The 13,533-nt window shown below is 58.6% G+C and carries 13 protein-coding genes and 1 pseudogene; 9 read left to right on the forward strand and 5 right to left on the reverse strand.

Going from position 1 to position 13,533, the window contains the following annotated elements:
- The first annotated feature begins 2 nt into the window (after positions 1-2).
- From ACYZT2_RS14750 to ACYZT2_RS14760, 3 genes are all read left to right on the forward strand, one after another.
- Positions 3-377, forward strand: a complete 375-nt coding sequence (locus tag ACYZT2_RS14750; RefSeq protein ID WP_461965055.1) for a hypothetical protein — start codon at positions 3-5, stop codon at positions 375-377.
- Positions 378-446: 69 nt separating this feature from the next.
- Positions 447-1,652 carry a DUF1624 domain-containing protein gene (locus tag ACYZT2_RS14755; RefSeq protein WP_461965057.1) on the forward strand — a complete coding sequence of 402 codons (1,206 nt, stop codon included), beginning with the start codon at positions 447-449 and terminating at the stop codon, positions 1,650-1,652.
- Positions 1,653-2,039: 387 nt separating this feature from the next.
- Positions 2,040-3,035, forward strand: coding sequence for an IS110 family RNA-guided transposase (locus ACYZT2_RS14760; protein WP_461965059.1), 996 nt, complete (start codon positions 2,040-2,042; stop codon positions 3,033-3,035).
- A 39-nt stretch (positions 3,036-3,074) separates the two neighbouring features.
- Here the strand turns inward: ACYZT2_RS14760 and ACYZT2_RS14765 are convergent, their stop codons facing one another.
- Complete coding sequence (locus ACYZT2_RS14765; protein WP_038983339.1) at positions 3,075-3,299, reverse strand: YgdI/YgdR family lipoprotein; 225 nt, start codon at positions 3,297-3,299, stop codon at positions 3,075-3,077.
- A 208-nt stretch (positions 3,300-3,507) separates the two neighbouring features.
- On the opposite strand from ACYZT2_RS14765, the gene ACYZT2_RS14770 reads away from it, so the two are divergent.
- The 3 genes and pseudogenes from ACYZT2_RS14770 to ACYZT2_RS14780 all read left to right on the forward strand — a co-directional run.
- Positions 3,508-5,175, forward strand: coding sequence for a VRR-NUC domain-containing protein (locus tag ACYZT2_RS14770; protein WP_461965061.1), 1,668 nt, complete (start codon positions 3,508-3,510; stop codon positions 5,173-5,175).
- The gene (locus tag ACYZT2_RS14775) at positions 5,172-7,451 is read left to right on the forward strand and encodes an ATP-dependent DNA helicase (RefSeq protein WP_461965063.1); all 2,280 of its coding nucleotides are present in this window, start codon (positions 5,172-5,174) and stop codon (positions 7,449-7,451) included. Before ACYZT2_RS14770 ends, ACYZT2_RS14775 begins: the two co-directional genes overlap by 4 nt.
- Before the next feature lie 62 nt (positions 7,452-7,513).
- Positions 7,514-7,951: pseudogene (locus tag ACYZT2_RS14780) on the forward strand (response regulator); the annotation flags it as partial.
- Positions 7,952-8,076: 125 nt separating this feature from the next.
- Here ACYZT2_RS14780 and ACYZT2_RS14785 read toward each other — a convergent pair.
- The 3 genes from ACYZT2_RS14785 to ACYZT2_RS14795 all read right to left on the reverse strand — a co-directional run bounded on the left by ACYZT2_RS14785 (position 8,077) and on the right by ACYZT2_RS14795 (position 10,790).
- Positions 8,077-8,553, reverse strand: a complete 477-nt coding sequence (locus tag ACYZT2_RS14785) for a hemerythrin domain-containing protein (protein WP_461965065.1) — start codon at positions 8,551-8,553, stop codon at positions 8,077-8,079.
- A 223-nt stretch (positions 8,554-8,776) separates the two neighbouring features.
- Positions 8,777-10,123: a cation:proton antiporter gene (locus ACYZT2_RS14790; RefSeq protein ID WP_461965067.1), complete on the reverse strand. Its 1,347-nt coding sequence runs from the start codon at positions 10,121-10,123 to the stop codon at positions 8,777-8,779.
- Between the two features lie 55 nt (positions 10,124-10,178).
- The gene (locus ACYZT2_RS14795) at positions 10,179-10,790 is read right to left on the reverse strand and encodes a Yip1 family protein (RefSeq protein ID WP_461965069.1); all 612 of its coding nucleotides are present in this window, start codon (positions 10,788-10,790) and stop codon (positions 10,179-10,181) included.
- A gap of 169 nt (positions 10,791-10,959) precedes the next feature.
- Here ACYZT2_RS14795 and ACYZT2_RS14800 point away from each other — a divergent pair, with 169 nt between their 5' ends.
- Genes ACYZT2_RS14800 through ACYZT2_RS14810 form a run of 3 tightly spaced genes read left to right on the forward strand, consistent with a single transcriptional unit; the run spans position 10,960 to position 12,454 of the window.
- Complete coding sequence (locus tag ACYZT2_RS14800; protein WP_461965071.1) at positions 10,960-11,454, forward strand: CinA family protein; 495 nt, start codon at positions 10,960-10,962, stop codon at positions 11,452-11,454.
- Between the two features lie 27 nt (positions 11,455-11,481).
- Complete coding sequence (locus tag ACYZT2_RS14805; protein ID WP_461965073.1) at positions 11,482-12,000, forward strand: hypothetical protein; 519 nt, start codon at positions 11,482-11,484, stop codon at positions 11,998-12,000.
- A 7-nt stretch (positions 12,001-12,007) separates the two neighbouring features.
- Complete coding sequence (locus ACYZT2_RS14810; protein ID WP_461965075.1) at positions 12,008-12,454, forward strand: DUF421 domain-containing protein; 447 nt, start codon at positions 12,008-12,010, stop codon at positions 12,452-12,454.
- A gap of 146 nt (positions 12,455-12,600) precedes the next feature.
- Here the strand turns inward: ACYZT2_RS14810 and ACYZT2_RS14815 are convergent, their stop codons facing one another.
- Positions 12,601-13,458, reverse strand: a complete 858-nt coding sequence (locus ACYZT2_RS14815; protein ID WP_461965077.1) for an SDR family oxidoreductase — start codon at positions 13,456-13,458, stop codon at positions 12,601-12,603.
- Positions 13,459-13,533 lie beyond the last annotated feature (75 nt).

Consider the following 13,533-nt stretch of genomic DNA (forward strand, 5'->3'; position numbering starts at 1 on the left):
ACGTGAGTAACAGCAAGAGGTTCACCTTCGGTCTGGCGCTGGCCCTTTTATCGGCAACCGCTACCGCAGAACTGCCTCAAAGCTCGATTTTGACCCGTTACGGGGTCACCTCCGATCAACTGCCGAAACCGGCGGCGATCGAAACCGCCAAAGCTGCCAAACCCATCGAAGAAAAAAGTCACTTTCAAATCCAGCCGGAACAGCCCTGGGTCACAGTGCGCCTGGGCGACGGTAAACAACCGGAGAAGACCGGCAATATCAGCATCGATCGTTCGATGCAGCAGGAACTGGAGCGCTGCCGGAGGATGCAGGAACGACTGATCGGGCGCGCAGGGCCGACCTTCTCCTGCGATAACAGTCTCCCAGGGCTTCACTGAACACGCCGAAAACAGTCTTCGTTTGCGTTATGAGCGATGAATTCGATGACCACGACATGAGTGACTGATATGACCCTATCTACAGGCGTGGCAGGGCAGGCGGGAAGTGTTTCTTCTGCGCTTGCCTCCAGCGCTGCAAAAACCAATACCCGGATGCTCGCCATCGATGCCCTGCGTGGCTTCGTCATGCTCTGCATGCTCGTCGACCATGTGCGGGAAACCTTTTTGCTGCACCGCCAGGTGACCGACCCGATCGACGCCTTGAGCGTGACCCCTGACCTGTTCTTCACCCGCTTGCTGAGCACCATCTGCGCCCCGGTGTTCATCTTCCTCACCGGTTTGTCGGCCTGGCTCTACAGCCAGAAACACACGGCCAACGAGACGTCGGTGTTCCTGCTCAAGCGCGGGCTGTTTCTGGTGTTTCTGGAGCTTACATTCGTGTGCTTCGCCTGGAACGCCGAGTTCCCGCCCAAGACGTTGTGGCTGCAAGTGATCTGGTGCATCGGCATTTGCATGATCGTGCTCGCCGGGTTGCTGCACTTCAAGCGCGGTTGGTTGATTGTGCTCGGGGTAGCGATTGTCGCCGGGCACAACCTGCTCGACGGTGTGACCGTAGGGCCGGAGTCGCCGTTCTTCGTGCCGTGGTCAATCCTGCATCAGCGCGTATTCATCGACATCACCGAGTTCACTCGGGCCCGTACCACGTATCCGGTATTGCCGTGGATCGGCGTGATTCTGCTGGGCTGGGCCATCGGGCCATGGTTCGGCAAGGACATGGAACCGGCCCAGCGGATTTCCCGGTTGCTGAAAGTCGGCGTCGGCCTGCTGGTGGCGTTCGTGTTCATCCGTTACCTGAACGTCTACGGCGAGAAGCCTTGGGTGCAAACCGGTGAGTCGCTGCGCACTTTCATGAGTTTCCTGAGCGCGAAGAAGTACCCGCCGTCGCTGATGTTCCTGATGCCGACGCTGGGTCTGGGGTTGATTCTTCTGGCGTTGTTCGAGAAAGCCCAGGATCGCTGGTCCACCGCGACTCTGGCGATCTACGGCGGTGCGCCGATGTTCTTCTATTTGCTGCACCTGTACGTGCTCAAGGCGATGTACTTGGTGGCCGTCGCGATTTGGGGCATCAATCAGGGCACTTATTACGGCTTCGATAACCTGCCCATGGTCTGGCTATGGAGCGTGATCCTCGGGGTGTTGCTATTCTTCCCGACGCGCTGGTTCGCCAATCTCAAACAGCGCCGGCGCGACATCGCGATTCTCAAATATCTCTGATCAAAGACCGAGAAGTTTGAGCGATGAAAATCCTGTAGGAGCGAGGCTTGCCCGCGAAGAACGATGACGCGTGATACCTGAATAACCGCGGTGCATTCTTCGCGGGCAAGCCTCGCTCCTTGTATGTTGACCCTGACTCCAACGAGAGAGGTTACGCTCAAGGAGTCATACAACAGCAAGTGCGTTTCTGGGGGAGGCCGATCGCTCCTGAAGGCAGGATTTGCTCCTGACCTTGTCTGTAGAGAGGCCCCCCCGCCTCATTGCCCACCACGAAGAGTATCGAGAAGCCGACAAGTCGGACTTCGCATTACAAGGTTGCAGTGGCATGAAGTTCGAGGTCGGGGGAACCAGGAGCAATCTTTACCTAAAGCCAAGGAAGTGAAAAGCATGAATGCTCATATCGGCATAGACATTGGTTCGCGCACGTCTGCCATGGGATGGCGGCAGAACGGTAAAACGTCCGGCCAGTGGGACATTCAGCACACACCCAAGGGCCGCAAGGCTGCCGTGGAGAAGTTGTTGAAGCTCAAGCCGCTGAGCGTTGTCATGGAAGCCACCGGCATTTACTACCTGGACCTTGCGATGGAGTTGCACGCTGCCGGCTTGCCGGTCTCGGTGATCAACCCCAAAAGTTTCCACAACTTTGCCAAGCTGATGCTGCAAAACAGCAAGACTGACCAGATTGATGCCCTATTGCTGGCTGAATATGGTGAGCGCATGTCGCCTAGGCTTTGGGTGCCCCCTACGGCCGATCAAATGACGTTGCGGGCAATTGGCCGTCATATCAATCGGCTGATTGGTCATCGAACGAGAGCCAAGAACGAACTCCATGCGCTACAGGCGACAGAAACGAGTGTTGAGCTGCTGATCAAGGATGAGAAAGATGCGATTGCAGCCTTGGACGCCCGGATTGATCGCTTGAAAAAAGCGGCACGTGATGCCATCGCCAAGTGCCCGGATCTGAGTTTGCAGTTTCGCTGCATGATGGCTGCGCCCGGTGTGGGCGAGGCTTCGGCGATTGCGGCACTGGCGGAGCTGACGACGCTACCTGTGACGCTTAAATCGGCCCAGGTAAGCCGTTATGCGGGGCTGGATGTGAGGCTGACCCAATCAGGTACGAGCGTGAACCGCCCAGGACGCATGTCCAAGTGCGGCAACGCTTACTTGCGTGCAGCGATGTTCATGCCAGCGATGACGGCAATTCGCTGTGATGAAAATGTGAAGGCCTTTTACGAGGCGCTGGTCGCTCGCGGCAAGAAGAAAATGCAGGCCATTGGAGCGGTGATGCGCAAATACCTGACGGGGTTATGGGCGTGCATGCGTTCTGGAGAAGAATTTGATACGGCCAAGCTTTTCAGCGAAAAACATCTCGCGAAAGCTTGACCGTGAACAGAGTATCTACAGGTTTTGCGTTTAACGCGGTCAGTCTTCCTTGCGAACCGTGGCCACTTCATCGGCCCGGACTTTCACCTTTGCCCCGGAAATATCTTCAAATTCGTAGAAGCCATCCTCAGTCTTGGTGTTCGGCATGTCCTTGGTCAAATACTGGGTGCCGTTCTGCAGGGTCACGACCGTTGGCGTCGAGCAACCGGCCAAGGCCAGAAAGGCCGCTACTGCCAAGGGCAAACCCAGAGTCTTGATATTCATACACACCTCTCATCACTCAATAAAAACAGCGCAAACGCCTCGCTTGAGGTCGTTCGTCGCTGTGCCTCTAACGCGGTTGGTGCGATGGAATGGCAGAAAGTTCGATGGTCACCCGAAAATTGCCGAATAGCGTCGCCACTGATCCTTTTCCGTTTGCACCGGGTGGGGCATAGCTGGTATCTGTACGCATAACCAGTACTCGTTTGCCATGGCCCTTTTTCCCGTGATTGTAAATCCTCTCGATGATCCGTTCTATTACTTGAACAACTTCATGCAAGTGCTTGGTTGGCTTGAACATCGTTATGCCGATGTATTGAGCATCGAAGAGCAGGATTTCATCCGCGACTTCAATCGATTGCCCCGCGAGTCACAGGCCTTATTGGTCAGACTGGTGATGCGCAAGGGCGTGCATTTCAGGGCGGGCAAACTGAGTTACGCCGAGATTGGCGACATCGACAACGCTGCGGCGCCGCTGCTGGCATCGGGCTGGATCGATGAGCAGTCGCCGTTGCACATCGAGGACTTGTTCGAGGTTTTGCTCAAGGCCGAGATTCTCCAGTGCTTTGGCAGCGTCATCGATCAGCCGAAAGGCAAGAAGACCGATTGGCTGCCGACCCTGAGCGAGCAGTTTCCCGAAGCGCAAAGTTTTGCCCAGTGGTGTCCGCCGCTGAATGACCGATTGTTCAGCCTGACCGTCATGGGCCTGTGCGACCGATTGCGGCTGATGTTCTTCGGCAATCTCTACCAGGACTGGTCGGAGTTCGTGCTGGCCGACCTGGGCATCTTTACCTACGAGAAAGTCGAGTTCTGCGCCGAGTCCCGAGGGCTGCGCAGTCGCGAGGACGTCGATGCCTGCCTGTTCCTGCACTTCTGCCAGCAGCGTTTCGAGGCTGGTGAAGACGTGGCGGACATTGTCGAGCAGATCAACGGGCTGCAGCTCGACAATCCCTGGCTGCAAAAACGTCGGAGCAAACTGCTGTTCCTGATCGGCCAGCATTGCGAGCGCGTCGCGGATTTTTCCACCGCCCTGAGTCTCTACCGCGAATGCGCTTATCCCGGCGCACGTCTGCGGCTGATTCGCGTACTGGAGCGCTGTGCTGAATATCAGTTGGCCATGGACCTCGCCGCCCACGCCGAGCAAGCCCCGGAAAGCGCCGCCGAGCATCAGCATCTATTGCGGGTGTTGCCCAGACTGCGGCGCAAACTGGGCGGGCCACCGATCAAGCGGCCATCCCCTCGGGCGATGCAGCGGCTGGACCTGCAACTGCCCCGGCACGATCCTGCGTTGTCGGTGGAGTCTTACGTTCAGGCACACCTGGCGGACGATTCAGCACCGGTGCATTACGTCGAGAACAGCCTGATCAACTCACTGTTCGGGTTGCTGTGCTGGCCGGCGATCTTCGCGCCGTTGCCGGGCGCGTTTTTTCACCCGTTCCAGCGCGGGCCGGTGGACCTGCTCAACGAAGATTTTCATGCGCGGCGCGCGGATCTGTTCCAGGCCTGCCTCGCCGAACTCGATGACGGGCGTTATGTGCACACTGTCCGCGAGCGTTACAGCGTCAAGTGGGGCGTGCAGTCGCCATTCGTATTCTGGGGCGCGCTGAGCGAGGAACTGCTGGAACAGGCGCTCGACTGTCTGCCGGCCGAACACCTCAAACATTGGTTCAATCGACTGCTGCTCGACATCAAGGCCAATCGCGCCGGCATGCCGGACCTGATCCAGTTCTGGCCGCAAGACAAAACCTACCGGATGATCGAAGTCAAAGGCCCAGGTGACCGCCTGCAAGACAATCAATTGCGCTGGCTGGAATTCTGTCACGAGCACCAGATGCCGATCGCCGTCTGCTACGTGCAATGGGCGGAGCAGGGCGCGTGAGCTACAGCATTGCGGTGCGGGCGCTGTGTGAATTCACCGCCAAGGTCGGCGACCTCGACCTGCGCTTCACCCCCTCGCCGACCGCGCTGGAAGGCATCGTCGGGCATCGCACCGTGGCATCACGGCGTAGCGAGGGTTACCAGAATGAAGTCGCGCTCGAGGGCCAGTATCGAACCTTGACCGTGAAGGGCCGGGCGGACGGCTACGACCCGGTGCAGAACTGCCTTGAAGAAGTCAAAACCTACCGTGGCGACCTGAGCAAACAACCGGCCAACCACCGGCAGCTGCACTGGGCGCAGGCGAAGATCTACGGTGGGTTGATGTGCCAGAAACTGCAGTTGGAGCAGATTAATCTGGCGCTGGTGTACTTCGATATCGTCAGCGAAAAGGAAACCTGTCTGGTCGAGGCCTTCAGCGCCGCCGAATTGCAGCTGTTCTTTGAACACCATTGCGGGTTGTTCCTGCACTGGGCCGAGCAGGAAATGGCCCATCGCGAAGGGCGCAATCTGGCGGCGCAACAGTTGGCATTTCCTCATACTGATTTTCGCCCCGGCCAACGTCATCTGGCCGAGTCGGTGTTCAAGGCTGTCAGCACCGGTCGCTGCCTGATGGCCCAGGCACCGACCGGTATCGGCAAGACCGTTGGCACACTGTTCCCGATGCTCAAGGCCCTGGCGCCGCAACAACTGGACAAGGTGTTTTTCCTCACGGCGAAAACCCCGGGGCGCAAATTGGCACTGGACGCCGCGCAGGTCATCCTCGACAGCGCCGACGCTGCGCCATTGCGAGTCCTCGAGATGATCGCCCGGGACAAGGTTTGCGAGCACCCGGACAAAGCCTGCCATGGCGAGTCCTGCCCGTTGGCCCAGGGTTTTTATGATCGTCTGCCGGCCGCGCGTCAGGCTGCCAGCCAATTGAGCTTGCTGAATCAGAGTGCCTTGCGCGAAGTTGCCCTGCAGCACGACGTTTGCCCCTACTACCTCAGCCAGGAAATGGCCCGCTGGGCGGACGTGGTCGTCGCCGACTACAACTACTATTTCGACTTCAGCGCATTGCTGTTCGGGCTGGCCCAGGCCAATAACTGGGAAGTCGCGGTGCTGGTGGACGAGGCTCACAACCTGGTGGAGCGTGGCCGGCAGATGTACAGCGCCAGCCTCGACCAGGCGACGTTGAACAGCGTGCGAAAAACCGCGCCTGAGCCACTGAAGAGATCCTTGCAACGGGTCAATCGCGAATGGAACGCCCTGCATGATCAGCAACTGAGCCCCTATCAGGCCTACGACAAAGCCCCGGAAAAACTGCTTCAGGCGCTGTCCTTATGCTGCGCGAGCATCGGCGACTACCTGAACGATTACCCTCAGGGCCTGGACAGCGGCTTGCAGAATTTTTACTTCGACATGCTGCAGTTCGGCCGTGTGGCTGAACTGTTCGATGAGCATTTCCTGTTCGACATCAGCAAACGTGACCTGGAGCGCAAGCGCAACCTGTCGCAACTGTGCCTGCGCAATGTGGTGCCCGCCGCTTTCATTCGCCCGCGCCTGACTGCTGCGCGTAGCGCCGTGCTGTTTTCCGCCACCCTGAGCCCTCGGCATTACTACGCTGATTTGCTGGGAACACCGGTGAATACAGTCTGGATTGATGTGGAGTCGCCATTCAGCCCCGAACAACTGCAAGTGCACATCGTCAGCCAGATTTCGACCCGCTATGTCCACCGTCAGGCATCCCTCGAGCCCATCGTCGAGCTGATCGCCAAACAGTTCACCCAGCGCCCCGGTAACTATCTGGCATTTTTCAGCAGCTTCGACTATTTGCAGCAAGTGGCGCAGTTACTGGCCGAGCGGCATCCGCACATCACGTTGTGGTCGCAGTCTCGGGGAATGGGGGAAGGGCCGCGTCAGGCATCTCTCGATCAATTCACCGTCCAGAGTCAGGGCGTCGGCTTTGCAGTGCTGGGTGGAGCTTTCGGCGAAGGCATCGATCTGCCCGGCGCGCGGTTGATCGGTGCATTCATTGCCACCCTGGGGTTGGCGCAACTCAATCCGGTCAACGAACAGATGAAACAGCGCATGGCGGCGATTTTCGGTGCCGGGTATGACTACACCTACCTGTTTCCTGGCGTACAGAAAGTCGTGCAAGCAGCGGGGCGGGTGATCCGCACTCAGCAGGATCAAGGGGTAGTGATGCTGATCGATGACCGGTTTGGCGAGAGCAAGGTCAAGCAATTATTGCCACGTTGGTGGTCGGTCGAGACTTCAGATCGAAGTACCGTTTTCTGAACTGTCTAATTCCCTGGTTTGTCGCATACTCCAGAGAAACAATGGATGGATGCGATGACGTCGGCACTACGGCCGAACTCTGGTTACCCGTCGCTATCGCCGGCTCGACTACCGAACTCGTTACCGAGGATACAGCCATGTCGCGGGTGCCTCGTCTGTGTGTGTTGGTCGTGGACGACGACAGTCTGGTGTTGACCAGTACCAGCCTGTTGCTTGAAGACCTGGGCCATCGGGTGATCAGTGCCGCGTCCGGCCCACAGGCACTGGAGCTGTTCGACAGCGAGCACGACTTTGACCTGGTCATTACGGACATGGTCATGCCCAAAATGAGTGGCGCGCAATTGGCACAGGCTATTCGGGTGATAAGGCCACACCTGCCGATCATCCTCGCCACCGGTTACGCCGAGCGCCTGGAAGGCTTCGCGTCCAGACTTGCGCGCCTGTCCAAGCCTTTTACCCAACTCAATCTGGTGGAAGTCATTGCCTTGGCGATGAAGTGACAGTCGCCGCATTAAGGTCCGCCTGTAGCAGCTGTCGAGCCCCGGCGAGGCTGCTGCTTAAAAATGAACTGACAGAAAACCAAAGGCCCGTCATTCGCCGGGCCTTTGCTATTCGCCCACCTCTATCACGCAGCGAGAATGGGCGCGCCCAGTTCTTTTTTGTAGCGGGCTTTCAGGCTTTCCATTTCCGCACCCAATTCGTCGAGTGTCGTTTTGCCCAGCAGTTTTTTGGCCTGAGGAAACATTTCCTGTTCCTCTTCTTCAATGTGATGCTCCAGCAGCTCCTTGACCACTTTCACTCGACCGGCAAATTCGAGGGTAGAAGGATCAGTGGTTTTCAGGTCGGGAAGCACCAGCGTATCGACGGTGCGATGCTCTTCCTTGGCTTCGTAATACATCACGTCCTGTTCCTTGCCCCCGGCTTTTTTATAGGCTGGATACAAGACTTCCTCTTCCAGACGGGTATGGATCTTGATTTCCATCTCCAGTTTGGCCAGCAACTCGGTGCGCTTTTTAACCCCACGCTCGGTGGACTCGCTCAACTGGGCCAGGATGCCTTTCACGCGTTCATGGTCGGCTTTCAACAGGTCAATGGCGTTCATGGTCAAACCTCTTGTTTAGTCACAGGTCATGCGCAAACGGTCTTCCTGCCGTTGTCGCTCACACTGCTGGAGCATTTCCCGTGCCTGTTTCAAGATTAACGAAAAAACCCCGTAAAAACAGTGGGTTGTAATCGAATGGAACCAGCGTTTGTCGTGCAACCTGCATGAATATCCGTTGCTGTTCAGTGCAGGTTGACCGAAGGAGTGACTCGCCCGGAAGGTGTCAGGCTTTCGGCTTATTGCGCCGCTCATAACGGGCCAACATCGGTTGAGTACTGATGCCATGCGCCAGAATGCTGAGCGCCACCACCGACAACGTCAGGTCGGTGCACAGCGTCGCCGCCGCCGGACCGAGGTCATGGTTCAAGGCGTAGAACAAGTAATAAAAGCTCCCGATCCCGCGAATTCCGAACCAGCCGATCAACAACCGCTGGCGGCTGTCCAGCAAGCGCCCCCACGGTATGAGCCATACGCACAAGGGACGAATGGCACAGAACAATACCAGTGCAACCACCAACGCTCGCCAATCCCAATGGCCCACCAGCACCACGCCCAACAGGGTGACCAGAAATACTTCCATGGCGCGTTCCACCAGGCTACCGAAGGCCAGCATGTCACCCATCATGATGCCGGCCGCGACTTGGGTTTCTGGCAAGTTCGTCACGTCGCCGTGGACGGCGGCCTCAGGTTCGACGTTCTGGTGGCCGACCACCGGTTGCACCAGATGCTCGGCGGGAATCCGCGCGTCGCCGGCGGATTTGACTTCGGCCTGCCGCAATCCCAGGCCGGCGGCGAATACCGACAGAAATCCATAGGCATGTATCTCCTCGGCCGCGACGTAAGCGAGGGCGATCAGGGCCAGGGTCAGGTAGTCGTTGGGGGAAATAGTGCTGTCGGCATTGCGGATGCGCATCGACAAGGTCAAGCGACCGATGCCGTGGCCCATCCAGTAACCGATGAACAAACCGGCCGGCACGGCCCACAGCACACTTTTCAATGCCCACTCACCGAGCCAGGCGTCGCTATTGCCGCTCTGTTGCACAAACAGCAAGCCGAGGATCACGAAGGGGAAGGCGATGCCGTCGTTGAGGCCCGCCTCACCGGAGAGCCCGAAACGCACCGAATCGTAATCCCTGGCGTCGTTGACTTGCACCAGCGAGGCCAGTACTGGATCAGTGGGGGCCAGAATCGCCCCGATCAGCAGCGACGGCCCCCAGGCCAGGGCAAAGCCGTAATGCAGCAACAGGGCCACGCCAATGATGGTCAAGATCATCACCGGTCCCGCCAGGCCGAACGCCACCCGCCATCGAAGATCCCTCAGCGGCAGGCGCAATTTGAGTCCGCAGACAAATAGCGAAAAGAGCACCGCGACTTCCGTCAGGTGCTCCATCCAGACCGCCGCGTCCTTGATGTCCAGCTTCAGCAAGCCCAGGCCCGCCGGACCGATCGCCACGCCCAGCGCCAGGCACACCGCCGACGTGGTCACCGGCATCCAGCGCAGATAGGACGAGGTCAGTGCCAGGGTCAGCAGCACCGCACCCAACACCGCCACCCATACAATGAAGCTCATGCCCGGTTCTCGCAGGTATGCCGCCGACCGCCGGCGGATGGCGGACTCAGGGCAGTCAAACGCCGGTCACGCGCAAGTACTCAGGTCTCAGATAATTGGACCAGAGCAAAATCATTTCCACCAGGATAGTCACCAGCACCAACAATCCGACACCCCATAGGCTCGCCGCATTCAGCAGGCCTTGCTCCCTGCGCTCGTGCATGAAGATCGGCAAACCGACGAACAGCAGAAACGTCGAATAGAGGGAGGCGGCCCCCAGCACGGTGATCGCCAGCCAGCGGCTGGGGTAGAGCCCGGCGATACCCGCGAGAAAGAACGGGGTCACGGTATAGGCGGCAAAACCGATGCACTGATTGACGTTGGGGCGTGAGTCGAAGGTGCGCGACATCCAGCGGATGAACAGCCCCATCAGCACCACGCCGACAATGATGCTCAGGTACAGCAGCCCGCAGAGTTGCAGGGCGCTGGTGGTGGTGAGCCTGACCGTTTCGTTCTCGGCCAGGCTCCAGCCGACGTAGGTGGTCCCGATAAACAGGCACACGGCGGGGATCAGGGCGAGCAACAGCAAATGAGCGAGGTAATGGCGCGGATGCGCTTCCTCTTCCTTGCGAATATCTGTCCAGACGAAATTGGGCTGAGTGAACAGCCTGATGAAGGGTGCGGACATGACGACCTCCAGATAGCGAGCGGCCCTGCATAGGGGCCCCTAGAAGTATTGAGGTGCATCCATCGCCGGGGGTTCATTTTTATCGGGAGGGCATGGGTGGTCTGCCCGAGGGAATGTTTGCAAGCGTCGAAGGTCAACCGAGCAGTTCCTCTTGCCTGGATGCCTGGTCATGAACGTCAGCCAAACCGTCGTCGAATATTTGCGCCAACACGACCTGCGACTGACGACTGCCGAGTCCTGTACCGCCGGAAAGATCGTGACCTTGCTGGCCGAAGTGCCGGGCAGCGGGGACCTGATCGAGAGCGGCTACGTGGTTTATTCCCCCGAAGCGAAGCAACGGTTGCTCAACGTCAGCCGCCATACGATCGAAACGTTCAACCTGACCAGTTGCGAAGTCGCTCGCGAAATGGCCTTGGGCGCGTTGCTCGACAGCCCCGCCAACGTCGCGGTAGCCACCACCGGCATCCTGGGGCCGGAGGATGTCGACGGGATTCCGGCCGGCACCATCTGTTTCGCCTGGGCGTACCAGACTGAGCAAGGCAAGCGCGTATTCACTCACCAGCACCGGTTTTTCGGGTCCCGCAGCCGGGTCCAGTTACTGGCCGCAGAACATGCCTTGAAGCGGGTGTCGTATTTCCATCAACGTGCACTGGCCGGCGAATAAGACCGGTGTACAAGATCAGGTAAATCAATGAACGACGAATCCCGCCGCACCGAATACCACAGCCGCGATTTTCCGGTGCGCGAAGACATGGCGTATCAGGTCAAGGTTTGGCGATTCGAGCGCTGGGGCTGGTATGTGTTGGTGCTGCTGGTGGTGTTGGCCTTGCTCGGCTTGTTTTCACGCGGCCCGCTCAGCTCCCGGGACGTGCATGGCAGCGATGGCAAGGTACGGGTGGAATACGAGATGTTCCACCGTCATGGCTCGACCAACCCGATGAAGGTCAGCGTGATCGGCCGGCCGGATGCCACGGTTGAACTGGAACTGATCGGAGAACTGCTCGAAGGCTTCGACATCGAAACCCTGCAACCGGAACCTGTGCGTGCACTTAGTGGCGAGCAGGGCATGAAACTGTGGGTGCAAACCGACGCGCAAGGGCAGGCCAGCCTTTACCTGACGTTGCGCGGGGATGGGCTGGGTCTGTTTCGCAGCCAAATCGCCTCGCCCGGAGCAGCCCCCGTCAAGGTGGATCAATTCATTTTCCCTTAGGTGACTTATGGATTCGGTATTGCGCGCGGCCGTGATGTACCTGGCGTTGATGGTGCTGTTCAAAATCGCCGGTCGGCGCTCAATGGCCGAACTGACGACGTTCGATTTCGTGCTGCTGATGATCATCGGCGAGGCGACCCAACAGGCGCTGCTGGGCAATGATTTTTCCCTGACCAATGCGATGCTGGTGATTGTCACGCTGATTGCCATTGATGTCGGGCTTTCGCTGCTCAAACAGCGCTCGCAATGGGTGTCGCGGCTGATTGATGGCGGGCCGACGATCATTGTCGAAAACGGCAAGTTCCTGCACAAACGCCTGCGCCACGCGCGATTGGTCGAAGCGGATGTCATGGAGGCCGCGCGTTCGAGCCAGGGTATTGAAACCCTTGAGCAGATCAAATTCGCCATCATCGAGCGCAATGGCAAGATTTCGGTGATTGCTCAAGAGCCCTGATTACTTGGGTAAGCCCCAATGCCAGTCAGTTAGCGAATGAACCGCTTTTCGTAGGAGCCAGGCTTGCCGGCGAAGGCGTCCTTAAGAGCGCCTTCGCCGGCAAGCCTGGCTCCTACAGGGGCCGAACTCAGGCCACGCCAGCTGCGTCAAAGCATCGGCTTGCCGCCCGTGACGCCATACCGTTGCCCGGTGATGTAGCTGGCTTCATCCGAGGCCAGCAGCACATAGATTGGTGCGACTTCCACCGGTTGACCGGGACGGCCGAGCGGGGTTTGCGCCCCAAAGTTCTGCACCTCTTCCTCAGGCATGGTCGAGACGATCAGCGGCGTCCAGATCGGCCCCGGTGCCACGCTGTTTACTCGAATGTTCTTTGGCCCCAGCATCTGTGCCAGGCCGGCGGAGAAGTTGGCAATCGCGCCCTTGGTGGTCGCGTAGGCCAGCAATGTCGGTTTGGGCATGTCGGAGTTGACCGAACTGGTGTTGATGATCGAACTGCCGGGCTTCATGTGCTTTAGCGCGGCCTGACAGAGTCTGAACATGGCCGTGACGTTCACATCGAAGGTCATCACCCATTCTTCGTCCGGGATGTCCTCGATGTTTTCGTGGGTCATCTGGAACGCGGCGTTGTTCACCAGAATATCGATCCGGCCGAAGCGCTCGACCGTTTTGTCCACCAGCGCCCGACAGTGCGCTTTATGCGCCAAATCGCCGGACAGCAGCAGGCATTGACGACCTGCCTGTTCGACCCAGCGCGCGGTTTCCTGCGCATCTTCCTGTTCATTCAGATAGGCAACCACCACATCCGCGCCTTCCCGGGCGAAGGCAATCGCCACCGCACGGCCGATGCCGCTGTCGCCACCGGTGATCAGGGCGATCTTGCCCTCCAGCCGACCCGAACCTTTGTAGCTCTGCTCGCCACAATCCGGGTAAGGGTCCATTTTCGTTTGAACCCCGGGGACTGGCTGGCTTTGTTTAGGGAAGGGTGGTTTTGGATAGTCAGTCATCGGGTAATCTCCTCTGTTCAAGGCAAAAGACTCAAGCGCCACAAGCACTCGTTGAGGGTTGACCCCGGTCTTTTG

Source organism: Pseudomonas sp. MDT1-85, assembly GCF_054898065.1.

Bases quoted from the DNA above. Each gene is read 5' to 3' on its own strand.
- ACYZT2_RS14755 (WP_461965057.1), top strand. From the start codon at position 447: ATGACCCTATCTACAGGCGTGGCAGGGCAGGCGGGAAGTGTTTCTTCT.
- ACYZT2_RS14760 (WP_461965059.1), top strand. From the start codon at position 2,040: ATGAATGCTCATATCGGCATAGACATTGGTTCGCGCACGTCTGCCATG.
- ACYZT2_RS14765 (WP_038983339.1), bottom strand. From the start codon at position 3,299: ATGAATATCAAGACTCTGGGTTTGCCCTTGGCAGTAGCGGCCTTTCTG.
- ACYZT2_RS14770 (WP_461965061.1), top strand. From the start codon at position 3,508: ATGGCCCTTTTTCCCGTGATTGTAAATCCTCTCGATGATCCGTTCTAT.
- ACYZT2_RS14785 (WP_461965065.1), bottom strand. From the start codon at position 8,553: ATGAACGCCATTGACCTGTTGAAAGCCGACCATGAACGCGTGAAAGGC.
- ACYZT2_RS14790 (WP_461965067.1), bottom strand. From the start codon at position 10,123: ATGAGCTTCATTGTATGGGTGGCGGTGTTGGGTGCGGTGCTGCTGACC.
- ACYZT2_RS14795 (WP_461965069.1), bottom strand. From the start codon at position 10,790: ATGTCCGCACCCTTCATCAGGCTGTTCACTCAGCCCAATTTCGTCTGG.
- ACYZT2_RS14800 (WP_461965071.1), top strand. From the start codon at position 10,960: ATGAACGTCAGCCAAACCGTCGTCGAATATTTGCGCCAACACGACCTG.
- ACYZT2_RS14805 (WP_461965073.1), top strand. From the start codon at position 11,482: ATGAACGACGAATCCCGCCGCACCGAATACCACAGCCGCGATTTTCCG.
- ACYZT2_RS14810 (WP_461965075.1), top strand. From the start codon at position 12,008: ATGGATTCGGTATTGCGCGCGGCCGTGATGTACCTGGCGTTGATGGTG.
- ACYZT2_RS14815 (WP_461965077.1), bottom strand. From the start codon at position 13,458: ATGACTGACTATCCAAAACCACCCTTCCCTAAACAAAGCCAGCCAGTC.